This is a genomic window from Desulforhopalus sp. (assembly GCA_030247675.1).
Classification (GTDB): domain Bacteria; phylum Desulfobacterota; class Desulfobulbia; order Desulfobulbales; family Desulfocapsaceae; genus Desulforhopalus_A.
This window is the reverse complement of record JAOTRX010000002.1, coordinates 413,511-435,551: the sequence shown is the minus strand read 5'-3', so window position 1 is coordinate 435,551 and position 22,041 is coordinate 413,511. Positions and strand designations below refer to the sequence as shown.

At 54.4% G+C, this 22,041-nt stretch carries 17 protein-coding genes; 6 read left to right on the top strand and 11 right to left on the bottom strand.

Annotation, left to right across the window (positions count from 1 at the left end; genetic code table 11):
• Nucleotides 1-3: 3 nt before the first annotated feature.
• The 8 genes from OEL83_01955 to OEL83_01920 form a co-directional block, all read right to left on the bottom strand.
• Nucleotides 4-657 (bottom strand): hydrogenase, encoded by a 654-nt coding sequence (locus OEL83_01955; GenBank protein MDK9705789.1) that lies wholly within the window; start codon nucleotides 655-657, stop codon nucleotides 4-6.
• Nucleotides 654-1,571: an NADH-quinone oxidoreductase subunit H gene (locus OEL83_01950; protein ID MDK9705788.1), complete on the bottom strand. Its 918-nt coding sequence runs from the start codon at nucleotides 1,569-1,571 to the stop codon at nucleotides 654-656. The genes OEL83_01955 and OEL83_01950 overlap by 4 nt, the downstream gene beginning before the upstream one ends.
• Nucleotides 1,572-1,680: 109 nt before the next feature.
• Nucleotides 1,681-3,642 carry a proton-conducting transporter membrane subunit gene (locus OEL83_01945; GenBank protein MDK9705787.1) on the bottom strand — a complete coding sequence of 654 codons (1,962 nt, stop codon included), beginning with the start codon at nucleotides 3,640-3,642 and terminating at the stop codon, nucleotides 1,681-1,683.
• Nucleotides 3,643-3,678: 36 nt separating this feature from the next.
• Nucleotides 3,679-4,692: a hypothetical protein gene (locus tag OEL83_01940; protein MDK9705786.1), complete on the bottom strand. Its 1,014-nt coding sequence runs from the start codon at nucleotides 4,690-4,692 to the stop codon at nucleotides 3,679-3,681.
• 102 nt (nucleotides 4,693-4,794) lie between these two features.
• Complete coding sequence (locus OEL83_01935; GenBank protein MDK9705785.1) at nucleotides 4,795-5,025, bottom strand: hypothetical protein; 231 nt, start codon at nucleotides 5,023-5,025, stop codon at nucleotides 4,795-4,797.
• Nucleotides 5,026-5,094: 69 nt separating this feature from the next.
• Entirely contained in the window at nucleotides 5,095-5,349 is a 255-nt protein-coding gene (locus OEL83_01930; protein MDK9705784.1) for a hypothetical protein, read from the bottom strand.
• A gap of 125 nt (nucleotides 5,350-5,474) precedes the next feature.
• Nucleotides 5,475-6,830, bottom strand: coding sequence for a sigma-54 dependent transcriptional regulator (locus OEL83_01925; protein MDK9705783.1), 1,356 nt, complete (start codon nucleotides 6,828-6,830; stop codon nucleotides 5,475-5,477).
• Nucleotides 6,827-8,305, bottom strand: a complete 1,479-nt coding sequence (locus OEL83_01920) for a HAMP domain-containing histidine kinase (GenBank protein ID MDK9705782.1) — start codon at nucleotides 8,303-8,305, stop codon at nucleotides 6,827-6,829. Before OEL83_01920 ends, OEL83_01925 begins: the two co-directional genes overlap by 4 nt.
• 357 nt (nucleotides 8,306-8,662) lie before the next feature.
• Here OEL83_01920 and OEL83_01915 point away from each other — a divergent pair, with 357 nt between their 5' ends.
• The 3 genes from OEL83_01915 to OEL83_01905 all read left to right on the top strand — a co-directional run bounded on the left by OEL83_01915 (nucleotide 8,663) and on the right by OEL83_01905 (nucleotide 12,311).
• Nucleotides 8,663-10,384 (top strand): methyl-accepting chemotaxis protein, encoded by a 1,722-nt coding sequence (locus OEL83_01915; protein ID MDK9705781.1) that lies wholly within the window; start codon nucleotides 8,663-8,665, stop codon nucleotides 10,382-10,384.
• A 75-nt stretch (nucleotides 10,385-10,459) separates the two neighbouring features.
• Nucleotides 10,460-11,755, top strand: a complete 1,296-nt coding sequence (locus OEL83_01910; protein MDK9705780.1) for an MFS transporter — start codon at nucleotides 10,460-10,462, stop codon at nucleotides 11,753-11,755.
• Nucleotides 11,756-11,870: 115 nt separating this feature from the next.
• Nucleotides 11,871-12,311: a cupin domain-containing protein gene (locus OEL83_01905; protein ID MDK9705779.1), complete on the top strand. Its 441-nt coding sequence runs from the start codon at nucleotides 11,871-11,873 to the stop codon at nucleotides 12,309-12,311.
• Between the two features lie 47 nt (nucleotides 12,312-12,358).
• On the opposite strand, the gene OEL83_01900 is transcribed toward OEL83_01905, so the two are convergent.
• The 3 genes from OEL83_01900 to OEL83_01890 form a co-directional block, all read right to left on the bottom strand.
• Complete coding sequence (locus OEL83_01900) at nucleotides 12,359-14,266, bottom strand: hypothetical protein (protein ID MDK9705778.1); 1,908 nt, start codon at nucleotides 14,264-14,266, stop codon at nucleotides 12,359-12,361.
• Nucleotides 14,267-14,316: 50 nt separating this feature from the next.
• Nucleotides 14,317-14,697, bottom strand: coding sequence for a YkgJ family cysteine cluster protein (locus OEL83_01895; GenBank protein MDK9705777.1), 381 nt, complete (start codon nucleotides 14,695-14,697; stop codon nucleotides 14,317-14,319).
• 67 nt (nucleotides 14,698-14,764) lie between these two features.
• A complete protein-coding gene (locus OEL83_01890; protein MDK9705776.1) occupies nucleotides 14,765-15,928 on the bottom strand; it encodes a M14 family metallopeptidase in 1,164 nt (387 codons plus the stop codon).
• A gap of 358 nt (nucleotides 15,929-16,286) precedes the next feature.
• Here OEL83_01890 and OEL83_01885 point away from each other — a divergent pair, with 358 nt between their 5' ends.
• The 3 genes from OEL83_01885 to OEL83_01875 are packed head-to-tail and all read left to right on the top strand — an operon-like array spanning nucleotide 16,287 to nucleotide 22,029.
• Nucleotides 16,287-17,750, top strand: coding sequence for an efflux transporter outer membrane subunit (locus tag OEL83_01885; GenBank protein ID MDK9705775.1), 1,464 nt, complete (start codon nucleotides 16,287-16,289; stop codon nucleotides 17,748-17,750).
• Nucleotides 17,747-18,946, top strand: a complete 1,200-nt coding sequence (locus OEL83_01880) for an efflux RND transporter periplasmic adaptor subunit (GenBank protein MDK9705774.1) — start codon at nucleotides 17,747-17,749, stop codon at nucleotides 18,944-18,946. The genes OEL83_01885 and OEL83_01880 overlap by 4 nt, the downstream gene beginning before the upstream one ends.
• Nucleotides 18,943-22,029, top strand: coding sequence for an efflux RND transporter permease subunit (locus OEL83_01875; protein MDK9705773.1), 3,087 nt, complete (start codon nucleotides 18,943-18,945; stop codon nucleotides 22,027-22,029). Before OEL83_01880 ends, OEL83_01875 begins: the two co-directional genes overlap by 4 nt.
• The last annotated feature ends 12 nt before the right edge of the window (nucleotides 22,030-22,041 follow it).

The following is a 22,041-nucleotide window of genomic DNA, read 5'->3' as shown; positions in this document are numbered from 1 at the left end:
GTGTCATTCCTTTAAGCGATTAAGCTGATCGGTATTGATACCATCGAAGGCGTGATTGATATTGTGTAAAATAATGCCCATGATCATGACCCCTACCAAGAGGTCGAGCAGTACGCCGAATTCCACGACATAAATGGTATGAACATGTTTGGTGAGGGCGGTACCGACCAGATAAATGCCGTTTTCCAGCATCAAATAGCCAATGACCTGGGTGATTGCCTTTCTTCTGCACATCATCAGGAAAAATCCCGCCGACATGGTGGCAATCGCCGTCGTCAGTAGCAACTCGTGGCCTTTCGGCAGGGCGAGATGCAATCTTTCGGTGATAAATATCGAAAGCAGAATAATAATCAACCCGGCAAAAAGAGAGGCGTGGTAACCGATAATCGGCTGGACTTCTCTTTTAATAACCACGCGTTTCAGAGCAACATAGAGAAGTCCGGGAATGAGTACGCCCTTGATGAGGATCATCACCTGAAAAAAGATCAAACCACCGCTCCCCATACGACTATGATGCTGCAGGAGAAGGGGCAGCAGCGACACCATTACCCCCTGCAGGGCCATGACCTTCACCAGGGTAACCAGCCGGCTTGAGGCGAGGGACAACAGCACCGACAGCAAGATGATGACTATGATTATGTTATTTATATCTATCATTTAACGAACTCCATGGTGAGGATTGCCGCGAAAAACACCAGGATCAGAGAGGTCAGGACGAATTTCGGCACAAGGTTCATCTTCAGCCTTGCCATTCCCGATTCGACCAGGCCAATCGCCACATACACCAGGCAGATTCCCCCAAAGAACAACGGCACATTGGCCAATCCCCAGGTTGCCTTGAGCGGACAAACAATGAGAAAGATAAAGGCCGAGTAAAAGAGCAGTTTATAAAAGGAGCCGAGTTCGATAAGGGCCAGGTCGGGACCGCTGTGATCAAGAATCATCACCTCGTGGATCATTGTCAGTTCCAGATGGGTCGCCGGATCATCGACCGGCACCCGCGAATTCTCGATGAGCAGCACCATAAACAGCGAGACAATGACCAGGAGCAACAGGGCCCCCGCCGGACCGGCCAGGCTGATTGGTGTTGCCCCGGTGAAATACTCGGCAAAACTGAGCGCCCCGGTCATCCGATAAAAAAGAATGAGGATGGCAAAAATCGAGGCCTCGGCAAGGGTCCCAAAGAATGCCTCCCGGGCAGCCCCCATCCCCTGAAATGGCGAGGCGGTATCCAGGGCTGCGGCGATAGTGAAAAACCGTCCAAGGCCGAGAATATAAAAAAGGACTATAACATCGCCATGAAAACAGAGAATCGGCGACATTCCGCCCAAGGGAAAAAACAGCAGAATCATCATTGCCCCGGCACAGGAAACAATCGGCCCAAGCTTGAAGACGAAGGTCGTGCTGGTGCTGTATACCGAGCCTTTTCGTAGAAGCTTCGACAAGGTGTAGTATTTAATGAACAGTGGCGGCCCCTTCTTGCCGGCAAAGGCGGCCTTCACCTTGAGAATAATGCCCGGAAAGAGCGGTGCCAGCAGCAGCGCCAGAGCTATTGTGAGCAACGATTCCATACCCAATCCTTTTCCCATCATGTATAACCGAAGAAGATGTTAATACCCCAGAATTTGTATTATTAGAATGTGTGATTACAAATAGATAATCAATCCAGTTGTGGTCGGCTTAGAAGAACGAGGCCAACAGCAGGACACTGATCGCTATGATGATATAACCTATATACAGCTGCACATTGCCGTGCTGTATCCAGCGAAACTTGCCGAGCAGGACCAGAAGCGGCGTGGCAAGCCCCCGGTGCATGGCGATATCAGCGATATCTTCGATCCGGGTAAAGTATTCGGTTTTCCCCGGGAAGATCTTTTCAAGTAATACCTTGCTCTCTCTGACGATGACAAAGGGCCTAAAAAAATTGACCACGCTGCGGGCAAAGGAGGAACCTGTGTACTGGATTCTGGTTGTTCCTTGAGTGAATCCACACCCCCAGGTAGGCCCCTTGGTGATCACCTTGTTGCGGTACAGAAGCCTTCTGAACGTAAGAACGACAACAAAGATCAGGAGGAAAAGACGGGAGGCAAGCGCAAGATTTATTCCTATGGACTCAACGATCGCGGCATCAACTCGGCCGATCCTGACCATGTCGGCAAGACCGGCAAAGGCTAAGTCCATAAAGCTCTGGGGAAAGATGCCAATGGCCAGGCACAGGGCCGCCAGAATGGTCATGGGCAAAGTCAGCAGGCGACCACCCTCCCTCGCCTCCGCCGCATGTTGACTGCGAGGCTCACCGAGGAAAACGATGCCCACTACCTTGGTAAAGCAAAAAGACGCCAAACCGCCAATGGCTGCCAGCGAAATAATTGCCAAAATGGCCAGGAGCAGTGTCGAATGGGTATATTTCAACCCCTGAAAGGCGGCAAAATAGACCAGAAACTCACTGACAAAGCCGTTAAATGGCGGAAGTCCGGAAATCGATACCGAACCCACCAGAAAGGTCCTCCCGGTGATGGGCATCCTCTTCATCAGGCCGCCGAGATGGTCGACATGGCTGGTCCCGGCCTTCTTGATGACCGCGCCGGCCCCAAAAAACAACAACGATTTAAAGATCGAATGGTTGAGGACATGGAGCAGGCAACCGGCAAAACCGAAACCGGCCATGGTGACATTGCCCTTTGCCACCCCAATCATACCGAGGCCCGCACCCATGAGAATAATACCTATATTTTCAACGCTATGATAGGCGAGCAACTTCTTCAAATTATGCGTCCCCAAGGCGTACAGTACCCCCAACACCCCGGAGATCATGCCAAAGACCAACACTGCCTCACCGATGCGCAGATCACTGGTGGCAAGGGCTGCGTACATCCTGAGTATGCCGTATATCCCCATTTTGATCATGACTCCGGACATAATTGCCGAGATATGGCTGGGTGCCGCCGGATGGGCATGGGGCAGCCAAACATGCAGGGGAAAGACACCGGCCTTCGAACCAAAGCCAAGAAATGCCAGGAAAAAGACAATCAGCTTCACCTCTGCCGGAAGCAACGCAAGCTTTGAAAATTCCAGCTCACCGGTTTGGCTGTACGCCACGCCAAAGGCAGCAAATATCAGCAGGGCACCGGCCTGGGCAAAGAGAAAATACAGATAGCCGGCGGTTCTCGTTTCCGGCTTTTCGTAGTCGTACATAACAAGTATATAGGAGGACAGCGACATCATCTCCCAGACCAGGGCAAAGCTGAGGATATTGGCGGCAACCGTCACCAGGGCCATGGCGACGATGAGCATATTCGTGCAAAAAAAACTGATGGCGGTCCTCAACGAGTTTTCGGTCTTATCGAAATAGGCAAATCCATAGATAGCCGCCAGAGGACAGATCAAAAATATCGGTATCAAAAAGAAAAAACTCAGCGAATCGCAGGAAAAGACTAAAGTAAAGCAATGCAGCCACGACCACGCCCAGGTCAAACCGTGGAGATTTGCCGAGGCGGAGAAGAGGGAGATAAGGCCAAAAATGCAACCGAACAAGGTGGTTCCCAAATAGAGCCCTTTGGCAATCGCCATATTTCGATAGGTGGCAAGGGGCAAAAGACCTCCAACCACTATTATGGCCAGGGCGACAAGAAAAGTATTCATGGAGTTTCAGGAGTTATGTTCAAAGGTTGGATGAATTCATACCACGTAATGTTTGTCTTGCTGCCGTAACCGCCCCAAGAGATCATCCTGGACCAGTAAATAATCGTGTTCCGGAGAATCGCCACTCTCGGCTATATATGCCTGGCATGGCACAAAATAATGATCCTCTTCCCCAGTAAATGCAGTCATATCGATGTCCAAGCCGGTGATGTACATCAGTTTTCCAGAGCTCGACTTATGTTTCTCGGCAAGCCTCGCCACGTCCCGGGCAAAGATTCCCAAGAGATGCCTTTGCGCGGCCCGCAGATTGGGGGTTGCATGGGTGACGATCTCCGCCAGGTGCGGCAGAATCGTCGCAACATAGGGGCTGTCGCTGGTAATGATCCGCTCGGCAAATTGAAACGAGAACAGGCCCTTGAGGTACTGGCCGATTGCCATGGTTCTACCCGCTTGCCAATCTTTCAAGAGCTCGGCCATGGATTTAGACAAGCTGCCTGTGACCACGAAGGTTTGTTGGGTATCGCTTGTCATAACAGGGCGCAGGACCCCGCCCGTATCCGCTTCGACAATCCGGTCGAGATGAATCCTCAGTTTGCCGGCAGCGCATGCCACCCCTTCTCGGACGATGGATTCCGGCAGGGTGATAAGGCACTGTCCTTCTGCACTCAGGCTGAGATGGATGTTTTCCTGGGCATAACTGTAACACAGCAAAAAAGGCGCAATAAAATCGGCAGGTGTCTCCTCGTGCATACCGCCATCTTTTTTCTGGTGAAAAAGATGCGGCATACCGCCGAGAACTCCCCAACTTGGGTTATAGGCAACACTTGTTGAGACAACAACGACCTCGTCCTTTCCCTCAAATTGATCAACGCTGCCTACTGATGAGGCCCTTACCGAAGGGCTGGGCATATGAATAGTCACCGGGCCAAAGCCGAGTGAGGTACAAAATCCTTTCAACCGCTCAATAAATTCCTCGTAGGATACCATCCTACCTCTGATCTTGAATGAGGCTACGGCTGACTCCGCCAGCTCAGGCATAAAGGTATTCATGTAAACGCTCCGATTTAAGATTCCAGCCCTTGCTAGTCGTCTTATGGCGCCAGCGAAACAATCATCGAGAGATGGGCAATTGGGGCAAAATGCCGCTATCTCTTACTCTTCAACAGTGAATCCATACCATTGCCTTTCCCGGTTGGTAGTCTCTGCGACAAATGCTATCTCGCTGTTATTGATCCGGCTGTGCAATGAATTCATCCAGGAACATGCCTGATTTTTTGAAAAAAATGGGCCCACCTCGGTCAGGGAGGTGCTGTCCAGCATGCGCCTTTTCATGACTTTGGTTACATCTTCTTTATTTTGAAATATTCCAATAATTATGCGCATTGGAGGTTCTTCTCTTGGGGCTTGGTTTTTTCATAAAAAACTTTTCACTGCGGTACCGGGTAGCACGATTTATGCCACCCGTGAGCACTGGCTCGGCGTTTTACCCACAACACCCTCTCCTGTGCCAGCATCGACAAAGTGTATCACCTTGTTAATCCGGGAAATCTGCATCGGAAACCAAAAGAAAACAGTCTGCTGGACGGCAAGATTTCCCAAAAAGAAGGGCTTCACCAGGAAATCATCCTGGGGCATTTTGCCCCAGTCCAGGCAATTCGCCCCACAGAACTCTACCAACCGGTACACAATGAAATCGCCCGGCGGCATGGTCACAGCTTGTTATTTTATGTACCGAGCATGGGGAAATGGATGGGTGATGGACAGAGTCGTGCAGTACGGCGGGGAGCCGCAGAGAGCAGAAACTCGAACTAACGTTTGATTGAAAATTGGAATTACTCGGTCGGTTTTTGCAAGCGGCGATACAGGGTTTTGCGATCTATTCGCAGAACCTCGGCGGCAAGACTCTGATTGCCTTTGGTGGTCTTCAGGATGTAGGCGATGTAGCGTTGAATCATCTCTTCAAGAGAGATGAGCTCAGGTGGAGCGGCGGTTTCCCAAAAGAGGGTTCGGCCGGTATGGTCCTGAATCTTCTGCGGCAGGTCCTCAGGGACAATTTTCTCAAAGAGGGTCATCGCCACACCGTGCTCCATGGCATTGCGCAATTCCCTGACATTGCCCGGCCATTGATACTGCAGCAGACGTTTTATCGTCGAGTCGGCAAGACCGGTTACCGGTTTGCAAAGTTTTTCGGCAAAATCGCCGATGAACTTTTGGGCGAGAAGGAGGATATCAGAGCCTCGCGCCCGCAGCGGCGGGATATCTACCTTAATGACATTGAGCCGATAGTACAGATCCTCGCGAAATCGCCCCTCTGCCACAGCGGCTTCGATATCGATATGAGTCGCCGCGATAATTCGGGCGTCAAAGGCCTTCTCCCGGTTTCCCCCGACCGGCCGAACGGTGCGCTCTTCCAGGGCACGCAGCAATTTTGGCTGCAAACTAATTGGAATATCGCCTACCTCGTCGAGAAACAAGGTGCCGCCGCTGGCCTCCAGCAAAAGGCCGGTGCGGTCCTGCCAGGCATTGGTGAAGGCCCCTTTCACATGGCCGAAAAGTTCACTTTCGAGAAGATTTTCAGGGAGGGCCGAACAGTTGATGGCAACAAAAGGCCCTCCCTTGCGACGACTGTAGTCATGCAGGGTCCGGGCGGTTATCTCTTTACCGACTCCGCTGTCTCCGGTTATCAGCACCGAGGTCTCGGTATCAGCAATACGCTGCAGCCTGACAAAGAACTCCTTCATAATCGAACTTTCGCCGATGAGTCGTGGGAAGGTGTGGCTACGCTCGATCTTCGCACTGAGGATTTGCACCTGGCGTTTAAGGTTCCTATGGTCCACCGCCCGCAGGAGGGTGAGGGAAAGCAGATCCATATCAAGGGGCTTGGTGATAAAATCATAGGCCCCGGCCCTGATCGCCTCAATGGCCGTGTCGAGGGAACCGAAGGCGGTCATCATGATTACCGGAATTTCCGGCCACTTCTCAGCCACCTCCCGGCATATCTGGATACCGTTGATATCTGGAAGATTGATGTCGGTAAGCAGGACATCCGGTTGCTCTCCCGGTATCGCCTCTATTCCGGCCTGTCCGCTAGGCAGGGAGAGGGTGGTAAAGCCGCGGCGGCTGAGCCCGGCATCGAGCATTTCCCCCATATCTTGGTCATCTTCAATTATAAGAATGTGGCCCTTCATACCCCGGTCTCCTCCAATTTAAAATAGAGTGTAAACTCGGCACCTTTTACCGGTCGATTCCGCACCTCGATCCAACCGCCGTGTTCCTCCAGCAGTTCTCGGGCAATTGACAGCCCCAGTCCCGTGCCCAAACCAACACTCTTCGTGGTAAAAAATGGGGTGAATATCTCCATGAGGTTCGCAACGGGTATCCCCGCCCCTTCGTCGCGGATGTCGACACGGAGAAACTCTTTGACCTGATTATCGGTATGGAGCATCGATTTCAAAAAGATATTGCTAAGCTCTACCTGCACTACCCCTTTATCCGGTGTCGCCTGAATGGCATTCATGATGATATTCATAAAAACCTGTTGAATCTGCTGACTGTCGACAAAACAGCGCACTTTCGCTTCGGGTGCAACTCTGAGAAGCAACTCGACACCCTGCTTGCCGGCCAGGGGAGTGAGAAGATGAAAAACCTGCTTGAGCAGGGTTACCAGGTTTTCATGGGACTTGCTGACAATCTTCTTCTTTCTTGAGAAATCAAGGAGCTGGCGAATAATCAGGGTCATCCGCTCGGCTTGGGTCTTGATGATTTTTGCACAATTGACTATCTCCTCGTGCTCGAGCGGTTCGGAGATAATCATCTTTGCCCGCCCATCGACAACATTCAAGGGGGTACCTATCTCATGGGCTATACCGGCGGCAATCTGCCCTACGGTTGAGAGTTTCTCGGTGTGCCGAAGTTGTTCAAGGGTCTTTAAACGGGCAAGGTTTTCGAAATGGATTTTCTTCTGGGCGATAAACAGCCTTGTACACATATCATTTACTATTCCAGCAAGTTGCACAAGTTCATCGTCACCCTGTATCTCCAGATCGGCGGTAAGATTGCCCTTGCCGATCTCCAGCGCCTTGCTGGACAGTTTTTCGAGAGGTCTTCTTATTTTCCGATAGATAAGAAAATAGGTCACAGTTCCGCTAAAGAGGAGGAGTACGGCCGAAATGGCGAGAATTGTCAGCAGGGTTTTGTGGGTGAAGGCGGTAAGGGCTTCAAGGGATTGGGTAAGTTCCAGCATCCCGCGCCTCTCTTCTCCTGGGATAGCGACAGGAACAAAGGTGTACCGCAGCCTTTTCCGATTTTCATCGAAGGTGATAAAGGTGATCGGCCGACCACCATTCTGGTCATCGAGGTCAGCTATTTCCGGTTGTCGCGGGCCAAACCGTTGTTTCACTTCACCCAACCATACCCAACGGATGGCTATCTCCGGGAGGGCCTCATCAGCGGCGGCAATCTGCAGGCTGGCCATTTCCGCGCCACCATCCATCCATGCCCTGCCTATGGCTCCCGCCAAGCTTTTACCAACCGCCTGAGTGCTGGCCACTAAATCCGCTTCAAACTGCCTGATCTGCATCTCGTAGTGCAAATTCCCGACAATCAGCAGCAATCCAACAATGCCAACCAACAAAGAGGAAAATATCTTTGAAAATAGATTCATGACATTAATGGATCATTCAGCAAAAGACAGTATTTTTATCCAACACTTCTCCCATGCCCCGAACCTTGGCCATCACATCGCCTGCCATTATACAGAGCGTTTTTAAAACCAATCGTCACGGCGACTATACCGCTTCAACCCTTTATACGCAAACCTCCCTTGGAAAAAGCAGGCTGGCACAGAGCGGGCCTAGGGTAAAAAAAATCATGCCGAAGCTTGTACATCACGGCTCTCAGAGCATATACTTCGACATCTATCTCTTTTCGTTGCAATTGAAGGCATGGCCTTAAAATGCCTACGGTTTCCGGCGAACCACTCAGGACAACAAAGTAAAAGTCATATAAAAGGAGATGCAATATGCTCAAACGATTTTCCGTAAAAGGAAGGATGTACTTAATAATTCTCGCTATTTTTACTCTGTTCTTGGTCATGGTGTTCTTTGCAGTGCAGAGTGGCAATCGGGTAAAGGCCTTAGGCCTTAATAAAACCGGCGAAATCATGCTGGCCGATCAGAAGGCGAAGCTCCAGGTCGCCAGCCATTCTCTTGCCCTGGCGATCGGTCACGCCATCGAAAAGGTCGACAGCCCGGAAAAAAAGATCGAGATCATCCGTACCCTGGTGGACGATATCCGTTTTGAAGAGGATAAATCCGGCTATTATTTTGTATATCAGGGTACTACCAATGTTGCCCTGCCGCCGAAGAAGGAATCGCAAGGAAAAGACCTGGGGGAAATGAAGGATAAAAATGGCGTGTATCTCGTACGCGATCTGCAGACCAAGGCCAAGGCCGGTGGCGGGTTTGTCGAATATATCTGGCCAAAACCAGGATCAGAGGACACTCCCAAGCTCAGTTATGCGGAAATGATTCCAGGGACGGATATGTGGATCGGCACCGGTGTCTATCTGGATAATATCTCCGCCTATAAGGCCTCGATGGAAAAGGATATCAACGCCGGGGTCGCCGCCAATCTTACCACCATGCTGATTATCGCCGGGGCAATTTTTGCTGGAATTATAAGTCTTTGCCTTATGATTGTCTTTGGTTTGGTCGGAGCTTTAAAAATAATGATCGGTAAATTCCGGGATATTGCCGAGGGTGAAGGCGACCTGACCAAGCGAATAGCAATCAACTCAAAGGATGAGATTGCCGAATTGGCTACGTGGTTCAATACCTTCCTGGATAAGCTGCAGGACGTTATGAAGACCATTGCGCAAAACACCTCTTCCCTTGGCAATGAAGCCGGAAATTTGGCGGAAATCGCTTCAAATCTCGCTAAAAACGCCCAAACCACATCGGAACGTTCCAATACTGTGGCAACGGCGGCCGAAGAGATGAGCGCCAATCTCAATAATGTTGCTGCTGCCATGGAAGAATCGACGACCAACACCGGCATGGTTGCCAGTGCCGCTGAGGAAATGACCGCAACGATCAACGAAATTGCCAGGAACTCGGCGCAGGCCAATGAAATCTCCGGAAAGGCCGTAAAACAGGCGGTGGCGACCTCGGAACGGATGGCACGACTTGGTGCCTCCGCCGACGCCATCAGCAAGGTAACGGAAACAATCACGGAAATTTCCGAGCAAACCAATCTTCTCGCCCTGAATGCAACCATTGAGGCGGCAAGGGCGGGAGAGGCCGGCAAGGGATTTGCCGTTGTTGCCAATGAGATAAAAGAGCTGGCAAAGCAGACTGCCACCGCGACCTTGGATATTAAAACCAAGATAGATGACGTCCAGCAGACCACCATGGGTACCGTGCAGGATATCGAGGAGATCACCACCGTTATCAATAACGTCAATGCCATCGTCGCAACCATTACCACGGCGGTGGGCGAACAGTCGAAGGCCACGGAAGAGATTGCCTCCAATATCAATCAGGCGGCCGGTGGCCTTGGCGAAGTAAACGAAAACGTCAGCCAGATATCGGTGGTTGCTTCTACCATTACCGCCGAGATCGCCTTGGTTAATTCGGCATCCGGAGACCTGTCAAACAGCAGCACCAGGGTTGACGCGAGCAGCAGCGATTTGCGCCATCTCGCCCAGGAACTACAAAAGGCGGTCGGAAGCTTCAAAATCTAGCAAGCGTCCGTACCGCCGGTGGATCCCTCCCGGCGGTACGGTTAGCGTGGTTAATGTGTTCTTTAAGGTCCATTTATGGGTGATGAAATACAACCAAAAGAATCGGCCATCGAAAAAGCTGCCTATGCAAAGATCACCTGGCACCTTATCCCCTTTCTGTTCATATGCTACATCGTTGCCTATCTTGACCGGGTAAATATCGGCTTTGCAAAGCTGCAGATGCTCTCTGATCTGCAATTCAGCGAAACGGCCTACGGTTTTGGCGCGGGGGTATTCTTTCTTGGCTACATATTGTTCGAAATACCGAGCAATATCATTTTGTATAAAGTTGGGGCGCGAATCTGGATCGCCCGGATTATGATCTGTTGGGGGGTGGTTTCCGGCCTGACCATGTTTGTGACAAGCGAGTGGTCATTTTATGCCATGCGTTTTTTACTCGGTGTGGCCGAGGCCGGGTTCTTCCCCGGCATCATCCTCTACCTCACCTACTGGTTCCCCTCGGAAAGGCGGGGAAAGATAACTACCCTGTTTATGATCGCGGTGCCGGTGTCAGGGGTCATCGGTGGTCCATTATCCGGCTGGATACTGCAGAATATGGCAGGAATCAGGGGCTACGCTGGGTGGCAATGGTTGCTGCTCATTGAGGCCCTTCCGGCGGTGTTGATGGGCATATTGGTTTTAACATACCTGAAAGACGGAATAGAAACGGCAAGTTGGCTTTCAGATGCCGAAAAAACCATCCTCCGAAGGAGAATCCAGGCGGATAACGAAGACAAAGAGGACTACACCTTCAGGCAACTGCTCTTCGATTCGCGGATTTGGCGTTGTGCGCTCATCTACTTCTGCTATGTCATGGGCCTGTACGGCGTGGGGTTTTGGCTGCCGACCATAATAAAGGCGATGGGAGTGGCCGGGATGTTTTCTATCGGACTGCTCTCGGCGATTCCCTCAATAGTCGCCATAATCGGTATGGTCTTGGTAAGCAGCAGTTCCGACAGACACAGGGAAAGACGCTGGCATGTTGCCATGCCGGCAATCTTCGGTGCCGCCGGACTGATCTGCAGCGTTGTCTTTTCCGGGAATACCTGGCTCGCCATGGCCGCCCTGAGCCTGGCCTCATTTGGTATCGTGACGACATTCCCCTTGTTCTGGAGTCTGCCAACTGCCTATCTGCGCGGCGCGGCTGCAGCTGCCGGGATAGCGCTCATCAATTCATGTGGAAATCTCTCAGGCTTTATCAGTCCTTATATGATTGGTTTAATAAAAGATGCCACCAACAGCACCGATGCCGGCATGTATGTGCTTGCCGGCTTTCTTGCCGTTGGGGCCGTCTTGACTCTCAGTTTTCCTTCTCAACTGGTAAACCGATAAGCCACTTCTTATAATTAACATTCCAATATAGCTGGATAATTTCCCCAGAATTGACAATCATTGGCACGTAATGCGGCTGATGAGAAACGCCCCATATTAAGGAGACAGAGCTCGTATGGTACAATCTTTCACTATCGTTTTACTGGTTTTCTGGCTCTTTTCCTTCCCAAGCGCCGCCCTGAGTCTCTGCCCTGAGCCGATTCTGCCCGAATCACTGCGCTGGGGAGGCCCGCCAAACCTGCCGGCACTCCAGGGAGCATGGGTGCTCGGCGCCGAAGGAGTACCGGGCAACTACATTCTGCGGGTAAAGCTTGCAGCCGGAGGGAAGATTCCTCCCCATACCCATCCCGATGAACGTAATACCACGGTGCTTTCCGGAACAATCTCTGTCGGATTTGGCGAGCAATTCGACGCAAGCCAGGTCGTCTCCGTGCCGGCAGGTGCCGTGTACGTGGCTCCTGCCGATGTCCCGCATTACATCTGGGCCAAAGAAGGACCGGTGGTGTATCAGGAGGCAGGGACCGGACCCACCAAGACCTCCTTTATCAAACCGTAGCGAGGACACCCCGCCCAGCAGACCAAAACAGGCGGTGACCGTTTATATTAAAAATACGGGATGCGGGGGATCCGCAGCAGGCCTTCAAAAATGAAGGCGTAGGTTGATAAAAGAAAAAGCGGAGTGAGACCCAGGGCGAGCAGTGAACGGTTGACCGCATCATAATTCACCCCATAGAGAATACCGAAAATCGGCACAATGGGCACAAGATAGCGGCCCTGGGGCTGAAAATCCATCGTCCAGGAATGGTATAGAGAAACCCCGATGAGCGCCACAGAGAGACAGATTGCCCCCATCGCCAACCCCCTGCCGGCCCAATCGCCTCGGCAAAGGATGGATGTAAAAAAAATAACCAAGAGGACGGCGCCGGACCAGCGCACCAGGTCATAATAGGCCTGCGTCCCGAAAATTTTTGAGTAGCCAAAGGTGCCGAAGCTGCTTTGAAAAGTTCGTTCAAACCAGCGGTACTCAAAAATTATCCGTTCGAGGGTCGTGCCCCGGTCTTTCATCAGGAGAGAGAAATGCTTTTTCTCCAGTTCGGTACTCGGTTTATAGTCTTGGTGGGCATAGGTCTCCTGCAATTCTGCAAGCTTGGCCGTGCTGTCATAACCGTTGACCCAATAGTCGGCCCCGACCCGGGTGGTGAAAACTGCCATTCCCACACAGCTCATGAGCACAACCCCTATTACAGCCGTTTTCACCTCCCCGAAAAACTCATAGGTGCAGAAAAGCTTGACCGCCAATACCAGGTAAACGAAGCTTACGAAGGGCAGATAATTTGCCTTGAGTAAAAAGACGATTCCGAAAAGCATCCCAAGGCCAAGAATCCCCGACACCCTGACCGTCCAGCTCTCCTTTTTGAGGCTTCGATACAGCAGACTCTCCGGGTCAACCAGTTGACACCCGGCGACAAAGGCGAAGAACAGGCCAAAGGCATCAGAAGAGCAATAGCTGAACAGATACCAGATCTGCGGGGAAACAAGAAACGGCAGGGCAACCATGCGGGCATACCGGTTAGCGACCGTATACAGGAGGATCAGCCCAAAAAGACCGACATTAAACAGGCGCATGGCAAAGATATCGGATATCTCCAAAATCTTCATCAGGCTGTAAAATTTTCCGGCAAACAGGTAATAAATCTCGCCGTTGTTGAGGCGTGACATACCATAGACGCTGTAGGTGTTGCCGACTGCCGTGTCGCCAAGGACCGGTGGCAGCCAATGATCTTTGTAGTAGGCGGTGGCCGCAAGATGGACATATTCATCAGGGTGGGCGTTTTCCATGCTGATGCCAGCCATGATACCGATCATCAACCAAACGCCAAAGAGCAGGACCGGCACAAAACGCAGGTCTGGTAGAAATGGCCCGGCAAAGTGAAGAATCGCCGCCATGATGAGGAAAATCCCCGCCAGCCTGACGAAAAGCCGTCCATAATCAAGTCCGAGGTACTGCGGGGACAACGCTATCTCAAAGTTTGCGTCCTCGCCGCCGGCCTTGATCCACAGGCCTTCACCGTCAATCCGGAATTCTTCGACATCATGGAGGGGGACAAGCCTGGAAAACTGCTCGGGAGAATCCAGGACAATCGGTGCATATCCTTCCTGCCTGATGGTAATCTTTTTGATTGTGGCCTCGCCCTGATAAGCATGCGGGTCAATGCGCAGCCGGGCCACCGAAGCGATATTAGTCAGAAAGAAATCATAGGTGGTCCGTTCCGGAAATACCTCGGCCATCGCCATGTTTTTCTCGGCATAGGCCTTACCATCCCCCGCCCAGTAGATTTTAAAATCAGTTCTTTGGCTGACCTTGAGCTCCACTTCGACATAGGCCTTACCGACGTAAAAATATCCATACAGTGCACAAGCGACAAGGCAGACAATTAAGCCGAAGCCCCTGCCCAGCCACACCCGCCGGTTGTTGGTTACGTCATGGGAAGACGCAATTGATCCGAACATCAGTTATGCTCCTTTTTCGTGTTCTCTCATCGAAAGTGCGGGGCTCGAAACTACAGACCCAGACTTTTTTCCACCTTTGGATAAATTTTTTCCAGCAAATCTTCGCGCTTAAGATATGGACAGGGGGTGTCGTAAGGGAAGGCACGACATTGTTCCGGTCGTGCCTCATGAATGGTGCAGCGCTTGCTCAGTTTGCCGCTCGCGAGAAAAATGCAAGAACCGTCATTGCGAACCTGGAAGGTATTACGCCCCTCTATATATCGTTTGCGTACCTCCCCGTCGGAAATTTGAAAATGTCTGGCGATACGGTTGATATCGGTTGCGGTGACATAAAGGGTCGATCCCGGTAAACGGTAGCAGCAGAATCCGGGGCAAAAGTTGCAAAAGGCTCTGTTCTTTTCCATCTCAGGCGATACCGCTGTAATTGTCATGATATTCCTTACAATGCCGCAAGGGCATACGTATTGTTTAAGCAGACCAGCTGCGCAACTCAGCTATTTAAAAAGTTAAGAGATATGGCCCTTTACCTTCAAGAACGGCCGATCCGGCAACCTTACCAATGATTTTTCCGGGTCGTGCGAAACGATCGGCTGAACGGGCAAAAAACACCCCCGATGTCCGGCTGGCAATGGCTACTTTGGCCCCTGTACCGGGATTTTTCATGGGTTGCGTAACCAGGGCCACCGCCTCACCGGCAGCCACCAAATCGCCTGGCTGCTTGAGATAGGAAAGAATGCCTGCGCCCGTCGAGGTCAAATAGTCCACTCCTGCAAGTGGCGTTGCTTCAGCAAAAAGTGCCGGCAGTGGCGGTGTATGCCCGCTGATAAAGCCGCGCCGCTGCAAGAAGAAGTAGAGGTTCCGGGCGTCTTGTTCGGTGTGTTCAGGATCCGTGTCGGCAACTCCACGCAATTCAATGGTCGCAGCGAGACAGGCAGGTGGAATCGCCGCCTCGGGAAATTTCTTGGCCAATTCCCACCATATCTTGCTGTTGGCCTCATCAAAAGGCATATCGCCCGAATCATCGGCCAGCAGGGTCGCCATGGCACCCATCTGGGCGGACAGGTCGGCTCCCTCCGGCCACAGGGCCTTGCCCATATAGACATGCAGCACTGCCTGATGATCACAGTGCAGATCAAGAACAATGTCGGCATCGCAGGAGAGGCTGAGGAGCAAGTGTTTCAGGGATTCTCCCTCGGTTGTGGGCTTTTTCTCCCGGAGGATCTCCCTCAGCTGCTTTCTGATCAACCGGACATTGGCCGCACCATCCTCCTGCTGGAGACCCTGCATTCTTTCGACAATGCTGTCAACCAAATCATAGTAGCGCCGGTTGAAATTGACATGGTCGCTATCATCAAATCGGCCCTGCACGGTATCGGTGCCCCACTGGGCTAAGCCTATCGGATTGGCGACCGGGACAACGATGATCTCCTCGCAGATCTCCCCTGCCGCATGCGCCCGGTGGAGTAATTCCACCAGCCGCGCCGCAACCAGATATCCCGGTGCTTCATCGGCATGCAATCCGGCCTGGATATAGGCCTTTCTGGTGGCCTTCGGCGGAGCAAAATGGACACTCAGCAGTTTTCTCGCTGTTCCGATCGCCGCCTCGGGGAGGTGATGTTCCCTTGTAGTGCAGGTTGCCATTGGGGTATCAGTCTTTTCCATAGGCCTTACAAGCCAGCATATCAGATAGATATCATGGTTATCTTAAAGGGCCTTATCCACAAGCGTACGGATATAAACAGTCTATGAGAGCCGTAACGAATATAACCGATGTGGTCAAGTTATTTCAAACAATCCCTTTCTCTCCGGTTTGGCGCTGATTGCCTGCCCTATTCCCGGTAAATCCCCGGCATTTTATCAGCCGTAGGAGGCGATCCGCCTTGCGCAAAGAAAACCTTTGTTTTAATGTCTTCTCTCACCTCCTCCCTCATTAAGAAACAGGTGGCAACCCGCCGGCAGGAAGGCCAAACCACGCTCCAAGATAAAAACAATTGCACCACCGCCCAAGGAACTTCTCCGAATGAAAATCGATAGTCGGCAAATCGCCCCGCGTGTGCTTGGCACGGCGTTCATTCTTTGTCTTGCCGCCTGCACCGCCGTCGGCCCCAATTATCAACCGCCGCCGCAGGAGATGCCACAACAGTGGAACGCCGCCACCCCGGTCATCGATCCCACTCCGGGTCGCACATCCGCAAAATGGTGGTCCGTATTCAATGACCCGCTCCTCGAATCCCTGATAGCGGAGGCTACCGCTGCCAACCCCAGCCTGCGCAAGGCGGAAGCGAGAATTCGCGAGGCAAGGGCGCAGAGGATAATTGCCGGGGCAAGCGGTTCTCTCGATGCCTCTGGCGGGGCAAGTACCAGCCGGCGCAGCGACAACACCGGCTCAACCGGCGGCAGGCAGGATCTCTTCCAGCTCGGCTTTGATGCCGGCTGGGAACTCGACCTCTTCGGCGGTGTGCAAAGGGCGAAAGAGGCTGCCGAGGCCAATCTCGCCGCCAGCCACGAGGACATGCGCGATGTCCTCGTCTCCCTGCAGGCGGAGGTGGCGAGTAATTATCTCGATCTACGCGGCAACCAGAGCCGGCTCGTCACAACCCGCAATAATATCGCCGCCCAGGAAAAGACCGTCGAACTGGTCCGGGGACGTTTTCAGATGGGCCTGGGCAATGAACTCGACCTGATGAACGCCGAGACCCAGCTGGCCCTTACCAAGGCGGCACTTCCGGCACTCCAGCGTTCAATACAGCAGGCAATGCACCAGCTGGCCATCCTTCTCGGCCAGGCCCCGGCCAGCCTGACGAGCCGTTTGTCGAAAGAAACCGGCGATCTCCAAGTGCCGCCGCAGATACCGGTCAACCTGCCGTCGGAGCTACTGCGCCAGCGCCCGGACATTCGCGCCGCCGAGCGGCGGCTGGCAGCGGCCACCGCCGAAATCGGTGTTGCCACCGCCGAACTCTTTCCTAAATTCTCCCTGTCCGGACTCCTCGGCCTGCAGAGCCGCAACCTCTCCGACCTGATCTCCAGCGGCAGCCGCTACTGGTCGATCGGTCCGACACTATCCCTGCCGCTGTTCGACCAGGGAAGGATCCGTGCCGGTATTGAGATCGGCAAGGCCCGCCGCGACCAGGCGCTGGCCGAGTACCAGGGGACGGTCCTTGCGGCCCTTGCCGAGGTGGAGAATGCCCTCGTCGCCTTTGCCGCTGAGCAGGACACCCAAGGCATTCTCACCAAGGCCGTCGCTTCCGGCAAAAAGGCAGTGACCACCGCCAATGGCATGTATGAGGCGGGGCTTACCGGTTTCCTCGATGTCCTGCAAAGTGAACGGGCCCTGTACCAATCCGAAGACCAACTGGCGCAGAGCCGGCAGCGGCTGACCCTCTCGCTGGTAGCTATCTTCAAGGCCCTTGGCGGTGGCTGGCAGGGCGAAAACACCGAGCCTTCGGAAGTTGATAAAATTCCACCCGCATACAATCCGACATGACCATCACCGTCTCTCCCACAACAAGGGCTATCAGCCCAGTCCTGAAAACACCAATTCTCCTGCTGCTTCTTGCCATTCTTAGCCTTGGCGGATGCTCCGACACCTCGAACGGTAAGGCCAAGGCCGAGGCCGGTCCGAAAAAGCGCGCCGTGCCGGTAACCATCGGCATCAGCGACAAACAAATGGTTCCAGTGGAGATCCAGGCCATCGGCACCGCCGAGCCCAATGCCTCGGTGGCGGTTAAGGCGCAGGTCACCGGCACCCTGCAGCGTATCCATTTCAAGGAAGGCGATGATGTGAAGAAGGGCGACCCGCTCTTTTCCCTCGACCCGCGCCCCTTTACCGCCATGCTCAACCAGGCGCAGGGTACTTTAATCCGTGACCGGGCGCAGCTCGACCTCGCCCGTCAGGAACTCGAACGTTACGGCAAGGCGGTGAAAAAGGGCTATGTCTCCACCGAGCAAACCGAGCAGGCGGCCACCAAGGTGGCGACCCTTGCCGCGACCATCAAGGCGGATGAAGCGGCGGTGGAAAACGCCCGGTTGCAGCTGGAATACTGCACGATCTTCGCCCCCATCGACGGCCGCACCGGTGAACTGCAGGTGACCGAAGGCAACCTCATTAAGGCAAACGCCGATACGGCGATGCTGACCATCAATCAGGTGGCGCCGATCAAGATCGCCTTTTCCGTCCCCGGCAGGCATTTTTCCGATATCGTTAAGTACCGCAACGAGGGTAGCTTGCAGATCTTTCTCGCCTCCCCTGGCGGGCCGTTGCCCGCGACCTTCGCCTTTCTCGACAATACCATCGACCAGACCACCGGAACCCTGCGCCTCAAGGCGGAGTTCGCCAATAGCGAACGGACCTTCTGGCCGGGACAGATGACTGATGTCCGTCTGCGTCTCACCTCCCGCCCCGGCCTCACCGTCGTGCCGGCCACCGCGGTACAACTCAGCCAGAAGGGTCCGCACATCTTTGTGGTAAAGGATGACGGCACCGTCGAGGACCGTCAGGTAGCCACCGGGATAAGTCTCGACGGGATGACGGTCATCGAATCGGGATTGATCCCGGGCGAAAAGGTGGTCACCGAAGGCCAGCTTCAGCTGGTGAACGGCAGCCGGGTCGAGGAGCAGGGCAAGGGCAAGAAAGCAGGCGAGGGGACGGATAGCCAGGCCAAAGGAAAGGCCACGCCATGATCTCCATGTCCGATATCTTCATCCGCCGGCCGGTCATGACCGTCCTGACCATGCTGACCATCCTCCTCTTCGGTCTCATCGCCTACAGGCAGCTGCCGGTCAGCGACCTGCCCAACGTCGACTATCCGACCATCAACGTCACTGCCAATCTGCCGGGGGCAAGCCCGGAGACCATGGGCGCCTCGGTGGCCACCGTCCTTGAGAAGGAGTTTTCGAGCATCGCCGGCATCGATTCGATGAGCTCGGTGAGCACCACCGGCCGCACCCAGATCACCCTGCAGTTCTCCCTGGAGCGCGACATCGATTCCGCCGCCCAGGACGTGCAGTCGGCGATCAGCTCGGCGACCCGCCGCCTGCCGGACGGTATGCCCGCGCCGCCAACCTTTCGTAAGGCCAATCCCGCCGATATCCCCATCCTCTATATCTCGCTGTCCAGCCCGACCCTGCCCCTGCCGGCCCTCGATCGCTACGGCCAGACCATGAGCCAGCGTTTGTCGACCATCCAGGGCGTCGCCCAGGTGCAGGTGCGCGGTTCACAGAAATACGCGGTGCGCGTCCAGCTCGATCCAGTGGCCATGCAGGGCCTGGGCATCGATGTCGGTGAGGTCGCTGCCGCCATTGATGCCCAGAACAGCAACCGGCCGATGGGCCAGCTGAACGACGAGCGGCGCCGAGTCACCCTGCAGTCAAACGGCCAGCTGAACGAAGCAAAGGAGTATGCCGAGATCGTCGTCGCCGTGCGGGCCGGCCGGCCGGTGCATCTGAGAGAAATCGCCACAGTCCTTGACAGCGTCGAGAACGACCAGTCGGCCGCCTGGTTCTTCACCAGAGACAGCAAGGCCCAGTCGATCTTTCTCGCCGTCTACAAGCAGCCGGGGATGAACACCCTGGCGGTGGCCGAGGCGGTAAAGGCCACCCTGCCGGGCCTTACCGAGTCCCTGCCGGCCTCGACCAAACTCACCGTTCTCCGCGACGGCAGCCTGCCGATCAAGGACTCGGTCGAGGATATCCAGTTCACCATGGCCCTCACCCTCGCCCTGGTGGTCATGGTCATCTTTCTCTTTATCCGCAATATCTCGGCGACAGTCATCCCCAGCCTGTCCTTGCCGATGTCCATCGTCGGTACCTTCGCCGTCATGTACACGCTGGGTTACAGCCTCGACAATATGTCACTGATGGCCCTCACCCTGTCGGTCGGCTTTGTCGTCGATGACTCCATCGTCATGCTGGAGAACATCGTCCGTCATATGGAGATGGGCAAGAGCCGCATGCAGGCCGCCCTCGACGGGGCAAAAGAGGTCGGCTTCACCATCGTCTCCATGACTATTTCCCTGGTGGCGATCTTCATTCCCCTGTTCTTCCTCGGCGGCATGATGGGCCGGCTGTTCCGGGAGTTCGCCGTAACCATTGGCATAGCGGTTCTCGTCAGCGGCATCATCAGCCTGACCCTGACCCCGATGCTCGCCAGCCGTTTTCTCCGTGAGCCGCACCTCATCCGCCACGGAAAAATCTACCAGGCCACCGAGCGGATATATCAGGCAATGGTCGGCTGGTATGACCGCAGCCTGCTCTTTGTCCTCCGCCACCGCCTCGCCACTTTGCTGTTCTCCCTGATCATGCTGGCCGGCACGGTGTACCTGTTCGCTCTCGTGCCAAAAGGCTTCATCCCCGCGGAAGATCGCGATATGATAATGATTTCAACGGAAACGGCGCAGGATGCATCCTGGCCTTCGGTGGTCGGCAACTCCATGCGGCTGGCGGCCATCCTCCAGAAAAACCCCAACGTCGACCGCTTCATGGTCGACGTCGACTCCTCGGCCTTCATGCTCGTCGTCCTCAAGCCTCGGGCGCAGCGCAAGGAATCGGTCGATCAGGTCATCCAGATCCTCCGGCCGCAGCTCAACTCAGTGCCGGGCATCCGCGCCATGCCCATCAACCGCCCGCCGGTCAACATCGGCGGCCGCCGTGCCCGCAGCCAGTATCAGATGACCCTGCAGGCCATCGACCTCGACCTCCTGTACTCGTCGGCAAAAAAACTCGAACTGGCGATGAAGGAGATGCCGAGCCTCCTTGACGTCTCCAGCGACCTGCAGCTGGAGAACCCCGAGCTGAACATCGAGATCAACCGCGACCGGGCACTGCTCCTTGGTATCTCGCCAAAACAGGTCGAAGAAACCCTGTACAGTGCCTACGGTACCCGGGTGGTCTCGACGATCAACGGCGCCACCGATCAGTACGACGTCATCATGGAGCTCCAGCCGCGCTACCGCACCGACGCCTCGGTACTCGACAAGCTCTACGTCCGCTCCAGCCAGGGCAAGCTGGTGCCGCTCACCTCGGTGGCAGCGCTGCGGCAAGGCGTTGGCCCCCTGTCCATCAATCATACCGGCCAGTTACCGTCGGTTACCCTGTCGTTTAACACCAAACCCGGTGTCGCCCTGGGTGATATCCTCGCCGATCTGAAAAAACTCAACGCCACCGTCCTGCCCGACGGCGTCAACGCCTCCTTCCAGGGCAACGCCCAGCAGTTTCAGGAGGCCCAGGGCAGCATGGGCTGGCTGCTCGCCCTGGCCATCGTCGTCATCTATATCGTCCTCGGCATCCTCTACGAGAGCTTCATCCATCCGCTGACCATCCTCACCGCCCTGCCCTTTGCCGGATTCGGCGCGGTGCTGACCCTGCTCCTCTTCAACACCGAGCTGTCGATCTACGCCTTTGTCGGCATCATCATGCTCATCGGCCTGGTGAAAAAGAACGGCATCATGATGATCGACTTCGCGGTAGTCGCGCAGGCCCAGGGCAAGAGCGCGGAGGAGGCGATCCATGAGGCCTGCATCATCCGTTTCCGGCCGATCATGATGACCACCATGGCGGCGCTGATGGCCGGCCTGCCGATCGCCCTCGGCTACGGCGCCGGTGCTGAGTCGCGGCGGCCCCTTGGCCTTGCCGTGGTCGGCGGCCTGCTGTTTTCCCAGACACTGACCCTCTACGTCACCCCGGTCTTTTACATCTACATGGAAAAGCTGCAGCAGTGGCTGAAGGGTCGATCAAAAAAACCAAGGCCACCAGTATCTGTGGTATAATCGCAACACCCA